The organism is Burkholderia singularis, from assembly GCF_900176645.1.
GTDB classification, from domain to species: domain Bacteria; phylum Pseudomonadota; class Gammaproteobacteria; order Burkholderiales; family Burkholderiaceae; genus Burkholderia; species Burkholderia singularis.
Window position 1 is genome coordinate 124,697 of record NZ_FXAN01000126.1, and the last position, 20,368, is coordinate 145,064.

Here is a 20,368-nt window from a genome sequence, read left to right on the forward strand (position 1 = left end):
ATGACTGAACTTTTCATCGACGGCGCCTGGGTGGCGGGTGCGGGCCACGTCTTTTCGTCGCGCAATCCCGGCACGAACGAGCGCGTGTGGGAAGGCGCGAGCGCGTCGGCGCACGACGTCGAGCTTGCGGTGGCGAGCGCGCGCCGCGCGTTCGCCGCGTGGTCGGCGCTCGAATTCGACGCGCGCTGCGCAATCGTCAAGCGCTTTGCCGCGTTGCTCAGCGAGCGCAAGGAAGCGATCGCGGCTGCGATCGGCCGCGAGACCGGCAAGCCGCTGTGGGAAGCGCGCACCGAAGTCGCCGCGATGGCGGCGAAGGTCGACATCTCGATCACCGCGTATCACGAGCGCACCGGCGAGAAGCGCGCGCCGATGGCCGACGGCGTCGCGGTATTGCGGCATCGTCCGCACGGCGTCGTCGCGGTGTTCGGTCCGTACAATTTTCCCGGCCATTTGCCCAACGGGCATATCGTGCCCGCGTTGATCGCGGGCAACACGGTCGTGTTCAAGCCGTCCGAGCTTGCGCCGGGCGTTGCGCGCGCGACCGTCGAGGTCTGGCGCGACGCGGGGCTGCCCGCGGGCGTGCTGAATCTCGTGCAGGGCGAAAAGGAGACGGGCATCGCGCTTGCGAACCATCGTCAGATCGACGGCCTGTTCTTCACCGGCAGCTCCGACACCGGCACGTTGCTGCACAGGCAGTTCGGCGGCAGACCGGAGATCGTGCTCGCGCTCGAGATGGGCGGCAACAATCCGCTCGTCGTTGCCGAGGTCGCCGATATCGACGCGGCGGTGCATCATGCGATCCAGTCGGCGTTCCTGTCGGCAGGGCAACGCTGCACGTGCGCGCGTCGCATCCTCGTGCCGCGCGGCGCGTTCGGCGATCGTTTCATCGCGCGTTTTGCCGACGTGACGGCGAAGATCCGCGCGGACGTCTATGACGCCGATCCGCAGCCGTTCATGGGCGCCGTGATCTCCGCGCGCGCGGCCGCGCGGCTCGTCGACGCGCAGGCACGGCTCGTCGCGCTCGGCGCGAAGCCGATCGTCGAGATGAAGCAGCCCGAGCGCGAACTCGGCTTCGTGAACGCAGCGATTCTGGACGTAACCGACGTGCGCGCGCTGCCCGACGAAGAGCATTTCGGCCCGCTCGCGCAGATCATCCGCTACGCGGATTTCGACGAGGCGATCGCGCGCGCGAACGACACCGCATTCGGCTTGTCGGCGGGGCTTCTCGCGGACGACGAACGCATGTGGGACACGTTTTGCCGCACGATCCGCGCCGGTATCGTGAACTGGAACCGGCCGACCAACGGCGCGTCGTCGGCCGCGCCGTTCGGCGGCACGGGCCGCTCGGGCAACCACCGGCCGAGCGCCTATTACGCGGCCGATTACTGCGCGTACCCGATGGCGTCGGTCGAGAGCGCGCAATTGCAAATGCCCGCGAGCCTGTCGCCGGGCCTTCATTTCTGAGCAGGATGCGACGATGAACGCAAAAGAAGCCAATTTCGACGGGCTCGTCGGCCCGACCCATAACTATGCGGGGCTGTCGTTCGGCAATGTCGCATCGCTGTCCAACGAAAAGAGCGATGCGAACCCGAAGGCGGCCGCCAAGCAGGGGCTGCGCAAGATGAAGCGGCTCGCGGACCTGGGCTTCGCCCAAGGCGTGCTGCCGCCGCAGGAACGCCCGTCGCTGCGCCTGCTGGGCGAACTCGGTTTTTCCGGCAAGGACGCCGACGTGATCGCGAAAGCCGCGAAGCAGGCGCCCGAGCTGCTCGCCGCGGCCAGTTCCGCGTCCGCGATGTGGACCGCGAATGCGGCGACGGTGAGCCCGTCGGCGGACACGGCCGACGGCCGCGTCCATTTCACGCCGGCCAATCTGTGCAGCAAGCTGCACCGGGCGATCGAGCACGAGGCGACGCGCCGCACGCTTGCCGCGATCTTCTCGGATGACGCGCGCTTCGCGGTGCACGACGCGCTGCCCGGCACGCCCGCGCTCGGCGACGAAGGCGCGGCGAACCACACGCGCTTTTGCGCCGAATACGGCGCGCGCGGCATCGAGTTCTTCGTGTATGGCCGCGCCGAATACCGGCGCGGGCCCGAGCCGAAACGCTTTCCCGCGCGCCAGACGTTCGAGGCGAGCCGCGCGGTCGCGCAGCGCCACGGCCTGCGCGAGGAGGCGACCGTCTATGCGCAGCAGGACCCGGACGTGATCGACGCCGGCGTGTTCCACAACGACGTGATCGCGGTGGGCAATCGCGACACGCTGTTCTGCCACGAGCGCGCGTTCGTCGACAAGCAGGCGACCTATGACACGCTGAGCGCCGCGCTCGGCGCGTTGGGCGCGCAGCTCAAGATCATCGAGGTGCCGCAGCACGCGGTGAGCGTCGCGGACGCGGTGGGCTCGTATCTGTTCAACAGCCAGTTGCTCACGCGCGCGGACGGCGCGCAGTTGCTGATCGTTCCGCAGGAATGCAGAGAGAATCCGAATGTGTCCGCCTACCTGGACGAACTCGTCGCCGGCAATGGACCGATTCGCGACGTGCTCGTGTTCGATCTGCGCGAAAGCATGAAGAATGGCGGCGGCCCGGCTTGCTTGCGGCTGCGTGTGGTGCTTACCGATGCGGAGCGCGACGCGGTGAAGTCGAACGTCTGGATCGACGATGCGCTGTTCACGTCGCTCGACGGATGGATCGACCGGCATTATCGCGACCGGTTGTCGCCCTCGGATCTCGCCGATCCGGCGTTGCTCGACGAATCGCGCACGGCGCTCGATGAGCTGACGCAGATCCTCGGCTTGGGCTCGCTCTATGATTTTCAGCGCTGAACACGGCGGCGGCGCGGGCTGGCTCGACGATTTTCTCGCGTTGACGCTGGCGGGCGGCGCTGCGCCTTCGGCCAGCGGCGAATGTGCGCAACGCGCGGTGCGCTGGCATTGGCTCGGCGACGCGCTGTTGCTGCTCGAGCCGGCCGACGCCGCGCCGCGCATGCGCAGCGTGCTCGTATCGGCCGGCGTGCACGGCGACGAAACGGCGCCGATCGAGCTGGCGTCGCGGCTCGTGCGCGACATCGCGCGCGGCACGCTGCCGCTGACGTGCAGGCTGCTCGTCGCGCTCGGCAATCCGGCTGCGATGCGCGCGGGGCGGCGTTATCTGGACGACGATCTGAATCGCTTGTTCGGCGGCCGTCACCAGCAGGTTCAGCAGCTTGCGCCGAGCCGCGAGGCGATTCGTGCCGGGCAGCTCGAAGCGGCCGCGGCGCGTTTTTTCGCGGCGGCGCCCGCGGCCAGCGAGCGCTGGCACATCGACATGCATACCGCGATTCGCGCATCGATGTTCGAACAGTTCGCACTGCTGCCGCATACCGGCATGCCACCGGCGCGGACGATGTTCGAATGGCTCGGCCTCGCGCGGATCGCGGCGGTACTGCTGCATACGGCGAAAGGAAACACGTTTTCGCATTTCACCGCGCAGCAGTGCGACGCGCTCGCATGCACGCTGGAGCTGGGCAAGGTGATGCCGTTTGGCGAGAACGATCTTGCGCGGTTCGCGCATGCCGATCAGGCGGTGCGCCATCTCGTGTCCGATGGCGGCGGCGTGCCGCACGCGCATGCGCCGCTGCCGCGCGTATTCACGGTCGTCGATCAGATCACCAAGCAAAGCGACGCGCTCGAGCTGTTCGTCGACAAGGACGTGCCGAACTTCACGCCGTTCGCGCGAGGCACGCTGCTCGCGCGCGACGGCGATTACCGCTATACGGTGACGCACGACGAGGAGCGCATCGTGTTTCCGAATCCGTCGGTCAAGCCGGGTTTGCGAGCGGGGCTGCTGGTCGTCGAGACGACGGCCGGCACATACGCCGCGCTCGTCTGAGCGGCAGGCGCGCGCCGCGCCGTCTGGCCTCCAGGGACGCTTCCCGCCGCGTGCGCGCTGCACGCCGGTTGGCGCGGCGCGCGGCTTGCGCGATTGCGACGCCTACTTGCGCATTCCGCATGCCGCGATGCAATCGCCGCCGCGCCCGCCCTGGCGTGCGCGCCCGGCCAGCCGGGGCGCGCGAGACGGTACAATCGCGACCTTGCGGCGTTGCGCCGCATCATGACCGGGCCGCGCGTTTGTCCGCAAACGGCTGCGCTGCAATCATGCGGCGTTCCGGTCGCTGACTGACAATGTTCGTTTGTATCGAGGAGAACACTAATGAAATTGAACTGGCGAAAGATGGCCGCGCACGCGGTCGCGACGGCGGTGGTGCTGGCAGCAGGCAGTGCGGTCGCGGCCGATCTGAAGGAAATCCGCTTCGGCGTCGAGGCATCGTATGCGCCGTTCGAATACAAGACGCCTGACGGCAAGCTGGCCGGTTTCGATATCGACATCGGCAATGCCGTATGCGCGAAGCTGAAGGTGAAGTGCGTGTGGGTCGAAAACGCGTTCGACGGCCTGATTCCGGCGCTGCAAGCGCGCAAATTCGATGCGATCAACTCCGACATGACGATCACCGACCAGCGCCGCCGCGCCATCGATTTCACCGATCCGATCTACACGATCCCGAATCAGTTGATCGCGAAGAAGGGCAGCGGGCTGCTGCCGACGACGGCCTCGCTAAAGGGCAAGCGCATTGGCGTGCTGCAAGGAACGATTCAGGAAGCTTACGCGAAGAAGCGCTGGGCCCCGGCGGGCGTCGAAGTCGTGCCGTATCAGACGCAGGATCTGGCCTACGAAGACCTGAAATCGGGGCGTCTCGACGCAACGTTCCAGGATTCGGAAGCGGGCGCGAAGGGCTTTCTGTCGAAGCCTCAGGGCGCGGGCTTCGCGTTTGCGGGCAATCACGTGAGCGATGCGGAGATTCTCGGCTCGGGCGTGGGCTTCGGGCTGCGTAAGGGCGATGAGTCGTTGAAAGCCGCGGTCAATCAGGCGCTGAAGGAACTGAAGGCCGACGGCACGATCGACGGCCTGGCGAAGAAGTACTTCAGCGTACCCGTGACGCTCAAGTAACGGATTCGGCGGCGTGCCGAATTCCGCAATCGCTGTCTTGTCGACGACCGGCCGCCTAGGCGGCCGGTTTTGCTTTGGCGTGGCTCGTGCCGCGTGTGCCGCCGCCGTCATGCGCGTGCCGCGCCCAGTTCCGCCAGCACCCGCTGCCGGATCGACGGCTTGATGTTCGATTGCCCGATGTTCGTGCCGTAGTGCCGGACGACGCGCGGGTTCATCACCTTGAACCACAGCGGCGGCACATAGGCGAGCAGGATCATCGTCGCATAACCGGCGGGCAATTGCGGCGAATCGTCGAAATGCCGCAGGGCCTGATAGGCGCGCGCCGGATTGGCATGATGATCGGCATGGCGCTGGAGTTGATACAGGAACAGGTTCGTCACGACGTGATTGCTGTTCCACGAGTGCGCGCTCGTGCAGCGCTCGTAGCGTCCGCTCGGCAACTGCTTGCGGCCGAGCCCGTAGTGCTCGGTGTAGTTGACGACTTCGAGCAGCGACGCGCCGTATGCCGCCTGGATCAGCAACAGCGGCAGCACTTGCGCGCCGCACAACGCGATCGCGGCGCCCCACAACGCAGCGGTCATCGCCCACGCATGCAGCACTTCGTTGCGCCACGACCAGCATGAACGGCCGGTGCGCGCGAGCCGCGCCTTTTCGAGCCGCCACGCGGATCTGACGCTGCCCGTGACGGTTCTCGGCAAGAACGCCCAGAACGATTCGCCATAGCGGGCGCTGGCCGGATCGTCCAGCGTGGCGACGCGCACATGATGGCCGCGATTGTGTTCGACGAAGAAATGGCCATACGCGACGGGGGCGAGCGTGATTTTCGCGAGCCAGCGCTCGAACCGGTTGTTTTTATGGCCGAGTTCGTGTGCGGTGTTGATCGAGATGCCCGTCGCGGTGCCGAGCGACATGGCCAAGCCGACGTAGTCGTACCCGTTGAGGGATTGCGTGCTGACGATCCATAACGCATACGCGAACGAAACATACGCGACGAGCGTTGCGAGATAAACGACGTATCGGTAGTAGCGGTCCTGTTCGAGCGCGGCGACGGCGGATTCGGGCGGATTGTTGCTGTCCATGCCGATCAGCATGTCGAGAATCGGAATGATGCCGAACACGAACAACGGTCCGAACCACCAGAAGAGATGCCAGCCCGTCGATAGCGCAAGCTGCGCGGAGATGATCGGCAGCGTCATCGTCAAGGCACCGAGCGGCCACCAATAGCGGTTTTTATCGGTCCACGTCTCGCATGCCGGTTGTTGAGTTGCCATTGCTCCTCCCTGTCGGTGTGGGTACGCCGGTTGTTTGCCGGTCGGCTGGTTGCGTGCACCGGCGTTTGCTGCCGGTGCCGCCGGTTCATGTTCGTTGCGCTGAGTGATGCGCGTCCAATTGCCGTTTGGCCAAATCTCCTGATTAGGCGTCGCACGCCAAACAACGGCGGGCAACGCCGGAATCATTGTGCCGTTTGCGGGCGGCCTGATTCAAGCGCCGCAGGCTGGTGAAACGAACGGGCTTGTGCGCGCATCGGATCCGAAGTTATCCCGTAAATCGATTTTTCTCAGAATCAATGAAGATGGATTCCGGGGTGGTTGAGGGCTCATCGGCAAGCGTATGTGCCGGCCGTGGGCAATTAATTTTTGGTAATTGAACGGTTGAAATGTCTATGAAAGAAACGAATTTTTTTGATTTCCGGATCGCTAAAATTTAGACGCGGAATGTAGAGCGTTCAATAGAGGGCCGCGCATGGATATGCAAAGCGATTTTCCACCGGGTGCGATTTCCCCGGTCGTGTGGATGACGGGTTTGCCAGGGGCGGGAAAGACGACGATGGCCAACGCGTTGCTGCAACGGTTGCTCGATGGCGGTGTGAAGGCGATCGTGCTCGACGGGGATACGCTGCGCGCCGGTTTGTGCTCCGATCTCGGATTTTCCGATACCGACCGGATGGAGAACATTCGGCGGTTCGCACACGTTGCGAGGCTGTTTCAGTACGAAAGCTATGTCGTGATCGTCTCGACGATTTCGCCGTTGCAGGCGCATCGTGATCTGGCTCGCTCGATAGTCGGTCAAGGATTCTTCGAAACTTATGTGTCGACGCCTGTCGAAGTGTGTCGCGTGCGAGACCCGAAAGGGATGTATGCGCGTGCAGAGCGGGGGCAGCTCGTGCGGTTTACGGGCGTGTCCGATACGTATGAATCGCCGGCCGCACCGGATATCACAATCGACACGGCGAATCGCAGCGTCGAGCGTTCAGTCGTCGACATCATGACGCAACTGGCGCGATTGGTCGAATGGCCGAGCCGGTTTCGTGTCGCGGCCTCCTCCGGGCGGCTCGCTTGCTGATTCACAATCGATCGACGGGTAGCGCGGCTGGCGTTGCTCGAATGTTGCGCGGCACGGAGTTGATCCCTTTTCCATATCGCGCCGACTGCAGCGCGTGATCGGCTTGCCTTCGCGTTGATCTGGTCGTGCCAGGGCCGCTCGACGATACGCGTGAACCGAAAATCGAACCGCGGATCGACGGACTGAATCGGCTATTCGCGCGCCGCATGCGGATGCGGCCGTGAATGAAAAATCTTATTTGCCGCGGATGGTGAACGGGGCGGATGCGCCACCGCGAAGCGCATGGTTTTCGGCGCGCTGCGTGTCGACCGCTGCCGCGCCGGACACTTCGGTATCGTGCCGTTATGAACGCATGTCGCGCGCCTCGCATGGTCCGCTTCCGCTATTATCGAACGCTGTCCGTCAGATTCCCGATTTCAGGCTGCCAATGAGCCAACGCCTCGACGTGTTCCCGCCGCTGGCCAGCGATGCGGCTTATCGTGCCGTCGAATTGACCGCGCCCGCCGCAGCACAGACCGCGGGTGTACGGCTCGTGCGGCTCGATTTCGATTTCAGCGCGGCGGACGGCACGCGCGCGTTCGATTGGTTGAGCGGCGACGAGCGTGAGCGCGCGCGCCGCTTCGTGCGAACGGAAGACGCGCTGCGCCATGCCGCGACGCGTGCGGTGCTGCGCATGCTGATCGGCGCTGCGCTGGAGATCCCAGCCGCCTCGCTGCGCTTCATGGTCGACGCGCACGGCCGGCCACGGCTCGCGCCCGAGCACGCGAAGCTCGCGCCCACGCTGGATTTCAACGTGTCGCATTCGGGCGAACATGCGCTGATCGGATGGAGCCGCACGGCGCGCGTCGGCGTCGATATCGAGGCACAGCGCGAGGGCATCGATTGGTGGTCGCTCAGCCGCGCGGTGTTCGCCCCTGCCGACGAGGCGGCGCTTGCCGCGTTGCCCGAAGCCGAGCGCGAAGCAGCGTTCTATCGGGTGTGGGCGGCCAAGGAGGCGCTGCTGAAAGCGCTCGGCACGGGAATCGGCGCGGGGCTCACCGCGTTCTCAGTGCTTGGCGGTGAAGGGCGGCCGGCTGCTCCGGCGCAGCCGGCATGCGATCCCGGTTGCGCTGTATCGCGCGACGCCACGCACCGCACGTCAATGTCGGCTGCGCGCGGGCACGGTGGCGTAGCGTTGACTGCTGCCGGGCCGGCAGTGCCTTTTCCGGTTGCGCCGGTCGTGCGCATCGTCGATCCGGCGTCGGCCGCCTGCGGCGTGGCCGCGTTCGATGCGACCTGGCTCGACGCACCGGCCGGCTATGCGGCATGCGTGGCATGGCAGCGTGCGTAATGCATCCGGCATCTGTTCGCACGCGCGACGGCACTCCGGCGGCCTGCGTTGCCGGCCGTTTTCTTCAAGACGCCTGCTTTTCTGTACGCGGGTGCGATTTGCACGAATCGCGCGAGCGCTAATGCGCGATACCCGTCAATCGACGAATACCGCATGTTGCGCCGCCACGCGGCCGGCGCGGCGCGCATTCTGGCGGCCGAGAATTCGCCCGCGCGGACCGATCGCCTGAAATGTTCCGTGCGGATCGCGGGGGCCGGACCGGCCCGGTTTCCCGCGCTCGGCTTCTGTCCGGCATCGGAGCGCCGTGGCGTTCCGATGTGCGCCGGGCAGGCGCGAGCCCGACAGCGGCAGGAGCAACGTGCCAATCAAGCCTAGGGCAAACCCCAGGTCGTATTTTTGAAAAACGAGTTGTCTATACAAGATCGGGTCACTAAACTCGACGCATCGAAACTTGTATAGACAGGACTCGCCGATGATCACACTGACCCCAGGCCGCCTAAGCCTTGCGCAACTACGCCGGATCGCACGCGAGAACGTGCGCATCGCGCTCGATCCCGCGAGCTACGCGGCCATCGACGCGGGCGCGCAGGCCGTCGCCGCGATCGCCGCGAAGGGCGAGCCGGCCTACGGCATCAACACGGGTTTCGGCCGGCTCGCGAGCACGCATATTCCGCACGATCAACTCGAGCTGCTGCAACGCAACCTGGTGCTGTCGCATGCGGTCGGCGTGGGTGAGCCGATGGCGCTGTCGGTCGTGCGTCTGCTGATCGCGCTGAAGCTCTCGAGCCTCGGGCGCGGCCACTCGGGCATCCGGCGCGTCGTGATGGACGCGCTCGTCACGCTGTTCAATGCCGACGTGCTGCCGCTGATTCCGGTCAAGGGCTCGGTCGGCGCATCGGGCGATCTGGCGCCGCTCGCGCATATGTCGGCCGTGCTGCTCGGTATCGGCGAGGTGTTCATCCGCGGCGAGCGTGCCAGCGCGATGGACGGCCTGCGCGTCGCGGGCCTTGCGCCGCTCGCGCTCGACGCGAAAGAAGGGCTTGCGCTGCTGAACGGCACGCAGGCGTCCACCGCGCTCGCACTCGACAATCTGTTCGTGATCGAGGATCTGTATCGCACCGCGCTCGTATCGGGCGCGCTGTCGGTCGATGCGGCGGCCGGCTCGGTGAAGCCGTTCGACGCACGCATCCACGAGCTGCGCGGCCATCGCGGTCAGATCGACGCGGCGGCCGCTTACCGGACGCTGCTCGAAGGCTCGGAGATCAACGTGTCGCACCGCGATTGCGGCAAGGTGCAGGACCCGTACAGCCTGCGCTGCCAGCCGCAGGTGATGGGCGCGTGCCTCGACCAGATGCGCCACGCGGCGAACGTGCTGCTCGTCGAGGCCAACGCGGTGTCGGACAATCCGCTGATCTTCCCCGACACCGGCGAGGTGTTGTCCGGCGGCAATTTCCACGCGGAGCCCGTTGCGTTCGCGGCCGATAACCTCGCGCTCGCCGCGGCCGAGATCGGCGCGCTCGCCGAGCGCCGGATCGCACTGCTGATCGATGCGACGCTGTCGGGCCTGCCGCCGTTCCTGGTGAAGGACGGCGGCGTGAACTCGGGCTTCATGATCGCGCACGTGACGGCTGCGGCGCTCGCGTCGGAGAACAAGACGCTTGCGCACCCGGCCTCGGTCGATTCGCTGCCGACCTCGGCGAACCAGGAGGACCACGTGTCGATGGCGACGTTCGCCGCGCGCCGGCTCGCGGACATTGCGGACAACACCGCGCACATTCTCGCGATCGAGCTGCTCGCGGCCGCGCAGGGCGTCGATCTGCGCGCGCCGCACCAAACGAGCCCGGCGTTGCTGCAAGCGATGCAGGCGGTGCGCGCCGACGTCGCGCACTATGACCTCGATCATTACTTCGCGCCGGATATCGCGGTGATCGCGCGGCGCGTGCGCGAGCGCGTGTTCGCGGCGCTCGCGCCGCTGTCGTTCGAATCGGGGCAGTGATGCGATGAGCACGCCCGCGTATCAGGAGATCAAGGACTTCATCCTCGAGCGCATTCACGCCGGTCAATGGGCGGAAGGCGATCAAGTGCCGTCCGAGAACGAGCTTGCGCGCGAATTCAAGGTTGCCCGGATGACGGTCAACCGTGCGCTGCGCGAACTGACGGCCGAGCAGGTGCTCACGCGCGTGCAAGGCGCGGGGACGTTCGTTGCGCGGCCCAAGTATGAATCGACGCTCGTGGCGATTCGCAGCATCTCCGATGAGATCGCCGCGCGCGGTCACCAGCATCATGCGCGCGTGCTTGACCTCGTCACGATGAAGGCTGACGACGCGCTCGCCGAGGAAATGCAGGTGCCGTTGCACGCGACGATCTTCCGCTCGACGATGCTGCATTACGAGAACGACGAGCCGGTGCAATTCGAGGAGCGCTGGGTCAATCCCGCGGTTGCCGCCGATTACGTCGCGCAGGATTTCTCGACGATCACGCCGAATCAATACCTGATGCGCGTCGCGCCGCTGCAGCGCGTCGAATACCGGATCGAGGCAGCGGCGCCCGAGCGCGCGATGCGCGATCTGCTCGCGATGGGTGATGCCGAACCCTGTCTCGTGCTGCACCGGCGCACCTGGTCGCAAGGCGTCGTCGCGTCGATCGCGAATCTGTGGCATCCGGGCAGCCGCTATCGCTTCACTGGTCATTTCTAAATCCTAACGATTACCCGTTTCCTCTGTCGGAGCCGTCGTCATGAACCATCCGAAACACATCGATCCGCGTCTCGATCCGACCCGCGTCATCCGCGCGCCGCGCGGCGCCGAGAAAACCTGCAAGAGCTGGCTGACCGAAGCCGCGTACCGGATGATCCAGAACAATCTCGATCCGGAAGTCGCCGAGCATCCGCATGCGCTCGTGGTGTACGGCGGCATCGGCCGCGCCGCGCGCAACTGGGATTGCTTCGACCAGATTCTCGCGTCGCTGAAGGATTTGGGCGACGACGAGACGCTGCTCGTGCAGTCGGGCAAGCCGGTCGGCGTGTTTCGCACGCACGCGGATGCGCCGCGCGTGCTGATCGCCAACTCGAATCTCGTGCCGCACTGGGCAAACTGGGACCACTTCAACGAACTCGACCGCAAGGGTCTGATGATGTACGGCCAGATGACGGCGGGAAGCTGGATCTACATCGGCAGCCAGGGGATCGTGCAAGGCACGTATGAGACGTTCTTCGCGGTCGCGAACCAGCATTTCAACGGCGATGCGTCCGGCCGCTGGATTTTGACGGGCGGCCTCGGCGGGATGGGCGGCGCGCAGCCGCTCGCGGCGACGATGGCGGGCTTCTCGATGGTCGCGGTCGAATGCGACGAATCGCGGATCGATTTCCGTCTGAAGACCCGCTATGTCGACAAGAAGGCGAAGACGCTCGACGAGGCGCTCGCGCTTATCGACGATGCGAAGCGCGCGGGCAAGCCGGTGTCGGTGGGGCTCGTCGGCAACGCGGCCGACGTGTTTGCCGAGTGCGTCGCGCGCGGCATCACGCCCGATTGCGTGACAGACCAGACAAGCGCGCACGATCCGGTCAACGGTTATTTGCCGCAAGGCTGGAATGTCGAGCAATGGCGCGACGCGCAGAAGGTCGATCCGAAGAGCATCGTCACGCCGGCCAAGCAATCGATGGCGGCGCAGGTGCGCGCGATGCTGACGTTGCAGCAGCGCGGCGCGGCGACACTCGATTACGGCAACAACATTCGTCAAATGGCGCTGGAGATGGGCGTCGAGAACGCGTTCGATTTTCCCGGCTTCGTGCCCGCCTATATCCGGCCGCTCTTTTGCGAGGGCAAGGGGCCTTTCCGCTGGGTCGCGCTGTCGGGCGATCCCGAGGATATCTACAAGACCGATGCGAAGGTCAAGGAGTTGATCCCCGACGATGCGCACCTGCACAACTGGCTCGACATGGCGCGCGAGCGGATCGCGTTCCAGGGCCTGCCCGCGCGGATCTGCTGGATCGGGGTGAAGGACCGTTATCGGATCGGCCTCGCGTTCAACGAGATGGTGAAATCGGGCGAGCTGAAGGCGCCTGTCGTGATCGGCCGCGATCACCTCGATACCGGCTCGGTCGCGAGCCCGAACCGCGAAACCGAAGCGATGAAGGACGGCTCGGATGCGGTCAGCGATTGGCCGCTGCTGAATGCGCTGCTGAACACCGCGGGCGGCGCGACATGGGTGTCGCTGCATCATGGCGGCGGCGTCGGGATGGGATTTTCCCAGCATGCGGGCGTCGTGATCGTCTGCGACGGCACCGACGCGGCAGCCCGCCGCATTGAACGTGTGCTGTTCAACGATCCGGCAACGGGCGTGATGCGCCACGCGGATGCCGGCTACGAGCTGGCGCAGCGCACCGCGAAGGAAGCCGGGCTCAAGCTGCCGATGCTCGGGCGCTGAATGGCCATGCCGTCGGCAACGATGAAAATGGCGTTGATCGGCGCGGATACGCTTGTCGCGTCTGCGTGGAAGAACGGCGGCGGCGTGACGCGCGAGATCGCGGCGGCCTTGGCGCGGCCCACCGCTTCGCAGGTGCGCCCGGCGGGCGGGGTGTCCAATGCATTCGTCTGGCGCGTGAGCGTTGCCGATGTCGGCCAGCCGGGGCCGTTCTCGCGTTTCGACGGCGTCGATCGCACGCTCGTGCTGCTGAGCGGCGCGGGCATGACGCTCGTGGGCGCCGGCGGCGTGCGGCAGGTGCTGCGCTCGCCGCTCGAGCGCGCCGATTTTGCGGGCGAACTCGCGATTACAGCCGAACTGCACGACGGCCCGACGCGCGATTTCAATCTGATGACGCGCCGTGACGCCGCGCGCGGCAGCGTTGAGGTCTGGCGCAGCGGTGCGTCGTATGCGTTGCGCGCGGACGTCGTACTGCTGTTCTGCGCGCTCGGTGCGCCGAGCGTTGCCGTTGGCGACGCGGCTCCTGTCGTGCTGAGCCCGTTCGATACGCTGCGCGTCGACGATCCGCCGGGCGGCGAGCTGCGCTGCGCGATAGGCGGCGACGGCGTGTTGCTCGCGGCCGGCGTGACGCTTCTGGATGACGAGGCATAAGCAGATGAAACGGACTGTTTGGCATCACTTGAATCTGTGCGCGCACGGTGATCCCGACGACACGCTGGCCGACGCCGCGATCGCGGTGGACGACGACGGCGCGATCGCGTGGCTCGGGCCGCGCGATCGCCTGCCGCGCGATTACGCCGGCTGGCCGCGCGAGGACTTGCGCGGCGCATGGGTGACGCCGGGCCTCGTCGATTGCCATACGCATCTCGTCTACGGCGGTCAGCGCGCGGACGAATTCGCCCAGCGCCTTGCCGGCGTGAGCTATGAGGAGATCGCGCGGCAGGGCGGCGGAATCGTATCGACGGTGCGCGCGACGCGCGCGGCAACCGAGGCCGAGCTGTTCGAGCAGGCGGCCGGACGCCTGCGGCCGATGCTCGCGCAGGGCGTGACGGCCATCGAGATCAAATCGGGCTACGGGCTCGCGCTCGACGCCGAGCGCCGGACGTTGCGCGTCGCGCGGCGGCTCGGTGAGCGCTTTCCGGTGAGCGTCCATACGACGTTTCTCGGCGCGCATGCGCTGCCGCCCGAATATGCGGGCCGCGCGGATGCGTATATCGATGAGGTATGCGAACGGATGTTGCCCGCGCTTGCCGACGAAGGGCTTGTCGATGCGGTGGACGTATTCTGCGAGCGGATCGGCTTCACGCTCGCGCAGAGCGAGCGCGTGTTCGATGCAGCCGCGCGTCGCGGGCTGCCCGTCAAGATGCATGCGGAGCAATTGTCGAACGGCGGCGGCGCGGCGCTTGCCGCGCGCTATCGCGCGTTGTCCGCCGATCATCTCGAATATCTGGACGAAGCCGGCGTGGCCGCGATGCGCGAGGCCGGCACCGTCGCCGTGCTGCTGCCGGGCGCATACTACTTCATTCGCGAGACCCAATTGCCGCCGATCGATTTGCTGCGCCGCTATCGCGTGCCGATCGCGCTGGCGACCGATCACAATCCGGGCACGTCGCCGCTGACTTCGTTGCTGCTGACGATGAACATGGGTTGCACGCTTTTCAAGCTGACGGTGCCGGAAGTGCTGCTCGGCGTCACGCGCCATGCGGCCGCAGCGCTCGGCGCGAGCGACCGACACGGCGCACTTGCACCGGGGCGGCGGGCCGATTTTGCGGTGTGGTCGGTCGGCACGCTCGCGGAGCTTGCCTATTGGTTCGGCCGGCCGCTATGCGCGCGGGTCGTGAAGGGCGGCTCGACCGTGTTCGAAGCGCCCGGCATTCGATAAAGACACAGCCGCCATGACGATGACCGATTCAATGCTGTTTGCCGAGCACGCATACCTGCCCGACGGCTGGCGGCGCAACGTGCTGCTGCGCTGGGATGCGGCGGGCGCGCTGCTCGACGTGCGTGCGGACGTGGACGCGCCGGCGGGCGTCGAGCGCGCGGCGGGACCCGTGTTGCCGGGGATGCCGAACCTGCATTCGCACGCGTTCCAGCGCGCGATGGCCGGCCTTGCCGAATATCGCGCGAATGCGTCCGACACGTTCTGGAGCTGGCGCGACCTGATGTACCGTTTCGCACTGAAAATCACGCCTGACATGCTTGCGGCCATCGCGCGCTGGCTGTATGTCGAGATGTTGAAGAGCGGCTATACATCGGTGTGCGAATTTCATTACGTTCATCACGCGCCCGACGGCTCCGGCTATCCGCGGCCGGCCGAGCTGGCGTCCCGCGTGGTCGGCGCGGCGCGCGAGGCCGGCATCGGCATCACCATGCTGCCCGTCGCGTATCAGTACAGCGGCTTTAACGAACGGGCGCCGCGCGACGATCAGCGCCGCTTCATCAATACGCCCGACGCGCTGCTCGAACTCGTCGGCGCATTGCGCGCCGAGCAGCCGGAGCACGGCGGGCTGCGTTACGGGATCGCGCCGCATTCGCTGCGCGCGGTGTCCGAGCACGGGCTGCGCGCGTTGCTCGACGGGATCGCGCCCGATGCACCGGTCCACATTCATATTGCCGAGCAGACAGCCGAGGTCGATGATTGCGTCGGCGCATACGGCGCGCGGCCGGTGCAATGGCTGCTCGAGCGCTTCGATGTGAACGCACGCTGGTGTCTCCTTCATGCGACGCACGTCGACGCATCGGAGACGGCAGCGCTCGCCGCGAGCGGCGCGGTTGCCGGGCTGTGCCCGACGACCGAGGCGAATCTCGGCGACGGCGTATTTCCGGGCGCCGACTATCTCGCCGCGCGAGGCGCGATCGGCATCGGCTCGGACAGCCATGTCACGGTCGACTGGCGCGCCGAGCTGCGGCTTCTCGAATACGGGCAGCGTCTCGTGCGGCGCGAGCGCAATGTGCTCGCGGATTCGGCGCATACTCACGTGGCCGACCGTTTGTATGCGGCGTCGCTCGCGGGCGGCGCGCGCGCGAGCGGGCGGCCGCTCGGCGCGCTCGCGGCCGGTTGCCGCGCGGACTGGATCGTGCTCGATCCCGGGCATCCGGCGCTGATCGAGCGCGGCAGCGATGCGTGGCTGTCGGGCGCGGTGTTCGCCGAGCATGGCCAGACGCCGGTGCGCGATGTCTATGTCGGCGGCCGCGCGCTCGTGCGCGAGCGCCGGCATCGCGACGAAGCGGCCGCCTACGCCGGTTATCGCGCGGCACTCGCGCAATTGCTGCGCTGAGCAGGCGGCCGCGCACTGGAACGAATCACGGGATGAACCATCATGAGCACTGCATCGCATCCGCCAATCTTCACGCTGCATCGCGGCACGTTGCCGCTGCTGGTGTCGATCCCGCACGCCGGCACCCATATTCCGGACGACATCGCCGTGACGATGACGCCCGTCGCTCAATACGTCGACGATTGCGACTGGCATCTCGAACGCCTGTATGGCTTTGCGAAGACGCTCGGCGCATCGGTGCTCGTGCCGTCGCACGCGCGCTATGTCGTCGATCTGAATCGTCCGCCCGACGATGCGAATCTCTATCCGGGCCAGGACACGACGGGCCTCGTGCCCATTGACACGTTCGACAAGGCGCCGCTTTATCGGGATGGCGCCGAGCCGGACGCTGCCGAGATCGCGCGGCGTCGCGAGCAGTACTGGGTGCCATATCACGATGCGCTCGCCGGCGAGTTGCAGCGAATCAAACGCGAACATGGCCGTGCGCTGCTGTGGGAGGCACATTCGATTCGCGGGCATGTGCCGCGCTTTTTCGACGGCCGCTTGCCGGACTTCAACTTCGGCACGGCGGCCGGCGCGAGCGCGGCGCCGGGGCTCGCGGATACGCTCGCCGGGCTGGTCGAACGGCACGGCGGCTACACGGCGGTGGCCAACGGCCGTTTCAAGGGCGGCTACATCACCCGCCAGTACGGCGCGCCTGAAAGCGGCGTGCAGGCCGTGCAACTCGAACTTGTGCAGGCGACTTACATGGAAGAGGCGCGGCCCTATGCGTATGATGACGCGAAGGCGCGGCGCATCACGCCGCTGCTGCGCGCGCTGGTGATGGCCGCGCTCGAACATCGTTGAGCGGCCGCGGCTCGCCTGGCAGCGATGCCGGATACCGGCGAGCTGCCATTTTTAAGGGTAAACCCTAGCTTAAAACGGATTAAACAGAATTGACGGCGCCTTTGGATACGATAAGCTGATTGTCAGCCAGCCGTCATATCCACTTCGGCAGCATTTTCGAACGCTGCTGCACTGCGAAAACTCTCTACTGCGACGTTCGCGGCGATGTGCCGGCAAGCCGGGCGGCGGCGCGCATCGTGTTGTGCATCGTTTCGCCGCGTTCAATACTTTAAACAGTCAGTCGAGTGTGATCGTGAGAGTCCAACGCTCCTTGGCCGGACGGGGTCGAAGTAGGCGCGCGGGTTGGCCGCATGCCGTCGATTCCGCCGACAACGGCTGCGGCAAGCATCTCGCCAGCCCAAGCCTGCCTAGTCTCGCCCCCTTGTCCCGGCGCTCGGTGCGCCGTCATAACGCGGTTGCCGCGCGCGCCTACATGGCCGTTCACGACGACGGTATTGCGTCGTTGTTGCCCTAGCGCCTCTTGTTGCCGGTCGTCGAGTCGTCGTTACCGTTCAGCGCGGGCGCCGTCGTGCCGTCGCGGATGCGGCGCAACTGCGCGCGTCTTGCATCGCGCGGCGCGTGAATGCCGTGCGGCCGCGGGCGAGCCGGCGGCATCGATGTTTCGTAGTCCTGGCTGCCGGTATCGAACGGGGCGGCGCATGCATCCGCCGGCTTGCGGCGTTGTTTGCGTTTTCCACCGCGTGCGACGCGCTCCGCCCCGGTGGCGCGCGTCGCACGCACCCTTATTTCGCCGCCAACCCGAATCGGAGGAAATGCAATGAATGGATCGATGGGCCGCGCACGGCCGGTGGTGGGCGTTTGCGCGGACCGCAAGATGGTGGGAGCGCATCCCGCGCATGTCGTGGGAGAGAAGTATCTGACCGCGCTCGTCGACGGCGCGCTCGCGCTCGCGATCGTACTGCCCGCGCTTGGTGAGCGGCAGCGCATCGACGAACTGCTCGCGCTCGTCGACGGTTTGTTGTTGACGGGCAGCTATTCGAACGTCGAGCCCGCGCGTTATGGCGGGCCCGCAAGCGCGCCCGGCACGCTGCACGATGCGGCACGCGATGCGACGGCGCTGCCGCTCGTGCGCGCGGCGATCGACGCGGGCGTGCCGGTGCTCGCGATCTGCCGCGGCATGCAGGAGTTGAACGTCGCGTTCGGCGGAACGCTGCATCAGCAGGTGCACGGGATCGACGGGCATGCCGATCACCGCGAGGATGCGCACGCTGCGCTCGACGTTCAGTACGGTCCCGCGCATGCCGTGCAGCTTGCGCCGGGCGGATTGCTGCAACGATTGATGCACGGCGCCGACAGCGTCGAAGTCAACTCGTTGCATGCGCAAGGCATCGAGCGGCTCGGCGAGGGATTGACCGTCGAAGCCCGCGCGCCCGATGGGCTGATCGAGGCGATCGGCGTGCGCGATGCGCGCGCATTCGCGTTGGGCGTGCAATGGCATCCGGAATGGCGATTCGAACACCATGCGCTGTCGAAGGAAATTTTTGCGGCGTTCGGCGCGGCATGCCACGCCCGAATGCGCAGGACGGCCGAGCGCGCCGCACGTGTAATGGGCGCGTGACGCCGTCGAAGCTTATCGAAGAGAGGCTGACATGCAAGACATCGACGATTTTTTGAGGCAACACCGAATCACCGAAGTGGAAGCGATCATTCCCGACATGGCAGGGATCGCGCGCGGCAAGATCATTCCGCGCAACAAATTCGAAACCGGCGAATCGATGCGCTTGCCGCAGGCCGTGATGGTGCAGACCGTCACCGGCGACTATCCGGAGGACGGCACGCTGACCGGCGTGACCGATCCCGACATGGTGTGCGTGCCCGACGCATCGACGATCTGCCTGATTCCGTGGGCGGTCGATCCGACCGCGCAGGTGATTCACGATTGCGTGCATTTCGACGGCTCGCCGGTGCAGATCTCTCCGCGCTACGTATTGCGGCGCGTGCTCGATTTGTATCGGGAGAAAGGGTGGAAGCCCGTGGTTGCGCCGGAGCTTGAGTTCTATCTGGTCGACATGAACAAGGATCCGGACTTGCCGTTGCGGCCGCCCATTGGCCGCACCGGGCGTGCGGAGACGGGGCGGCAATCCTATTCGATCGAGGCGGTCAACGAGTTCGATCCGCTTTTCGAGGACATCTACGAATACTGCGAGCTGCAAGGTCTCGATATCGATACGCTGATTCACGAAGTCGGCGCCGCGCAGATGGAGATCAACTTCCTGCACGGCGATGCGCTGTCGCTTGCCGACCAGGTGTTCCTGTTCAAACGCACGGTGCGCGAGGCGGCGCTGCGCCACAACATGTATGCGACGTTCATGGCCAAGCCGATGGAAGGCGAGCCGGGCTCAGCGATGCATATTCACCAGAGCATCATCGACGTCGAAACAGGCCGCAACCTTTTCATCGATACGAACGGCGACATGACGCCGATGTTCCGCGGTTATCTGGCCGGCCTGCAGAAGTACACGCCCGCGCTGATGCCGATCTTCGCGCCGTACATCAATTCGTACCGGCGGCTGTCGCGCTTCATGGCCGCGCCGATCAACGTGCAGTGGGGCTATGACAACCGCACCGTCGGTTTCCGGATTCCGCACGCGGCGCCTTCCGCAAGACGGATCGAGAACCGGATTCCGGGCGTCGACTGCAATCCGTATCTGGCGATCGCGGGCACGCTTGCGGCCGGCTATCTCGGCGTCACGCAAGCGCTTGAGCCGACCGAGCCGCTCGCGAGCGACGGCTACAGCCTGCCATACCAGTTGCCGCGCAATCTCGAGGAGGGGCTCACGCTGATGGCCGCCTGTACGCCGCTCGCCGAGATGCTCGGCGAGAAGTTCGTGAAGGCGTACCTCGCGTTGAAGGAAACGGAATATGAAGCATTTTTCCGCGTGATCAGCTCATGGGAGCGCAAGCACCTGTTGCTGCACGTTTGAGCGTGCGGCTGCACGCCATACCAAGGAGGGCAAAATGACCTATCGAAGCGACGACATCGACGATCTCCAAGTGCTGCACGCGAGCGCCGCGCAGCCGCGCACGAGCGCCGAATACCGCGAGCTGGACGCGGCACACCACCTGCACCCGTTCTCGGACATGGGCGCGCTCAACCGCGCGGGCAGCCG

At 66.1% G+C, this 20,368-nt stretch carries 19 protein-coding genes and 1 pseudogene; 17 read left to right on the plus strand and 3 right to left on the minus strand.

All coding sequences use genetic code 11. The annotated features are described in order from the left end of the window. From astD to BSIN_RS24560, 4 genes are all read left to right on the plus strand, one after another. Positions 1–1,464, plus strand: a complete 1,464-nt coding sequence (gene astD / locus BSIN_RS24545) for a succinylglutamate-semialdehyde dehydrogenase (protein ID WP_089342335.1) — start codon at positions 1–3, stop codon at positions 1,462–1,464. Between the two features lie 13 nt (positions 1,465–1,477). Beyond that, the gene (gene astB / locus BSIN_RS24550; RefSeq protein ID WP_089342336.1) at positions 1,478–2,818 is read left to right on the plus strand and encodes an N-succinylarginine dihydrolase; all 1,341 of its coding nucleotides are present in this window, start codon (positions 1,478–1,480) and stop codon (positions 2,816–2,818) included. After that, complete coding sequence (astE, locus tag BSIN_RS24555) at positions 2,802–3,863, plus strand: succinylglutamate desuccinylase (protein ID WP_089342337.1); 1,062 nt, start codon at positions 2,802–2,804, stop codon at positions 3,861–3,863. The genes astB and astE overlap by 17 nt, the downstream gene beginning before the upstream one ends. A 321-nt stretch (positions 3,864–4,184) precedes the next feature. Then, positions 4,185–4,979, plus strand: a complete 795-nt coding sequence (locus tag BSIN_RS24560) for an ABC transporter substrate-binding protein (protein WP_089342338.1) — start codon at positions 4,185–4,187, stop codon at positions 4,977–4,979. A gap of 107 nt (positions 4,980–5,086) precedes the next feature. On the opposite strand, the gene BSIN_RS24565 is transcribed toward BSIN_RS24560, so the two are convergent. Continuing rightward, positions 5,087–6,250: an alkane 1-monooxygenase gene (locus BSIN_RS24565; RefSeq protein ID WP_089342358.1), complete on the minus strand. Its 1,164-nt coding sequence runs from the start codon at positions 6,248–6,250 to the stop codon at positions 5,087–5,089. A gap of 472 nt (positions 6,251–6,722) precedes the next feature. Between BSIN_RS24565 and cysC the strand changes: the two genes are divergently transcribed. Together cysC and BSIN_RS24575 are read left to right on the plus strand one after the other, a co-directional pair. Next, positions 6,723–7,322 carry an adenylyl-sulfate kinase gene (cysC, locus tag BSIN_RS24570; protein WP_089342339.1) on the plus strand — a complete coding sequence of 200 codons (600 nt, stop codon included), beginning with the start codon at positions 6,723–6,725 and terminating at the stop codon, positions 7,320–7,322. A 427-nt stretch (positions 7,323–7,749) separates the two neighbouring features. Beyond that, positions 7,750–8,652, plus strand: coding sequence for a 4'-phosphopantetheinyl transferase superfamily protein (locus BSIN_RS24575; protein WP_089342359.1), 903 nt, complete (start codon positions 7,750–7,752; stop codon positions 8,650–8,652). Positions 8,653–8,787: 135 nt separating this feature from the next. On the opposite strand, the gene BSIN_RS24580 is transcribed toward BSIN_RS24575, so the two are convergent. Next, entirely contained in the window at positions 8,788–9,132 is a 345-nt protein-coding gene (locus BSIN_RS24580) for a hypothetical protein (RefSeq protein WP_143757547.1), read from the minus strand. On the opposite strand from BSIN_RS24580, the gene hutH reads away from it, so the two are divergent. From hutH to BSIN_RS26675, 8 genes are all read left to right on the plus strand, one after another. Continuing rightward, positions 9,125–10,648: a histidine ammonia-lyase gene (gene hutH / locus BSIN_RS24585; RefSeq protein WP_089342341.1), complete on the plus strand. Its 1,524-nt coding sequence runs from the start codon at positions 9,125–9,127 to the stop codon at positions 10,646–10,648. The two genes, BSIN_RS24580 and hutH, sit on opposite strands and share 8 nt — an antisense overlap. A 4-nt stretch (positions 10,649–10,652) precedes the next feature. Further along, positions 10,653–11,348, plus strand: coding sequence for a histidine utilization transcriptional repressor HutC (gene hutC, locus BSIN_RS24590; protein ID WP_089342342.1), 696 nt, complete (start codon positions 10,653–10,655; stop codon positions 11,346–11,348). 40 nt (positions 11,349–11,388) lie between these two features. Continuing rightward, entirely contained in the window at positions 11,389–13,077 is a 1,689-nt protein-coding gene (gene hutU / locus BSIN_RS24595) for a urocanate hydratase (RefSeq protein ID WP_089342343.1), read from the plus strand. After that, positions 13,078–13,725, plus strand: coding sequence for a HutD/Ves family protein (locus tag BSIN_RS24600; RefSeq protein WP_089342344.1), 648 nt, complete (start codon positions 13,078–13,080; stop codon positions 13,723–13,725). Between the two features lie 4 nt (positions 13,726–13,729). After that, on the plus strand, positions 13,730–14,956 hold the full coding sequence (hutI, locus tag BSIN_RS24605) for an imidazolonepropionase (protein WP_089342345.1): 1,227 nt from the start codon (positions 13,730–13,732) through the stop codon (positions 14,954–14,956). Between the two features lie 13 nt (positions 14,957–14,969). Further along, positions 14,970–16,352, plus strand: coding sequence for a formimidoylglutamate deiminase (locus BSIN_RS24610; protein WP_089342346.1), 1,383 nt, complete (start codon positions 14,970–14,972; stop codon positions 16,350–16,352). A gap of 42 nt (positions 16,353–16,394) precedes the next feature. Further along, positions 16,395–17,198: an N-formylglutamate deformylase gene (hutG, locus tag BSIN_RS24615; RefSeq protein ID WP_089342347.1), complete on the plus strand. Its 804-nt coding sequence runs from the start codon at positions 16,395–16,397 to the stop codon at positions 17,196–17,198. A gap of 310 nt (positions 17,199–17,508) precedes the next feature. After that, complete coding sequence (locus BSIN_RS26675; RefSeq protein WP_245637221.1) at positions 17,509–17,712, plus strand: hypothetical protein; 204 nt, start codon at positions 17,509–17,511, stop codon at positions 17,710–17,712. Here BSIN_RS26675 and BSIN_RS26300 read toward each other — a convergent pair. Continuing rightward, positions 17,709–17,852 (minus strand): hypothetical protein, encoded by a 144-nt coding sequence (locus BSIN_RS26300; RefSeq protein ID WP_218192448.1) that lies wholly within the window; start codon positions 17,850–17,852, stop codon positions 17,709–17,711. The two genes, BSIN_RS26675 and BSIN_RS26300, sit on opposite strands and share 4 nt — an antisense overlap. 163 nt (positions 17,853–18,015) lie before the next feature. On the opposite strand from BSIN_RS26300, the gene BSIN_RS24625 reads away from it, so the two are divergent. The 3 genes and pseudogenes from BSIN_RS24625 to BSIN_RS26680 form a co-directional block, all read left to right on the plus strand. Beyond that, positions 18,016–18,816 (plus strand): gamma-glutamyl-gamma-aminobutyrate hydrolase family protein, encoded by an 801-nt coding sequence (locus BSIN_RS24625; protein WP_089342349.1) that lies wholly within the window; start codon positions 18,016–18,018, stop codon positions 18,814–18,816. 31 nt (positions 18,817–18,847) lie between these two features. Continuing rightward, positions 18,848–20,182 (plus strand): glutamine synthetase family protein, encoded by a 1,335-nt coding sequence (locus tag BSIN_RS24630; protein ID WP_089342350.1) that lies wholly within the window; start codon positions 18,848–18,850, stop codon positions 20,180–20,182. A gap of 34 nt (positions 20,183–20,216) precedes the next feature. Further along, positions 20,217–20,368, plus strand: a pseudogene (locus BSIN_RS26680) (aspartate aminotransferase family protein); the annotation flags it as partial.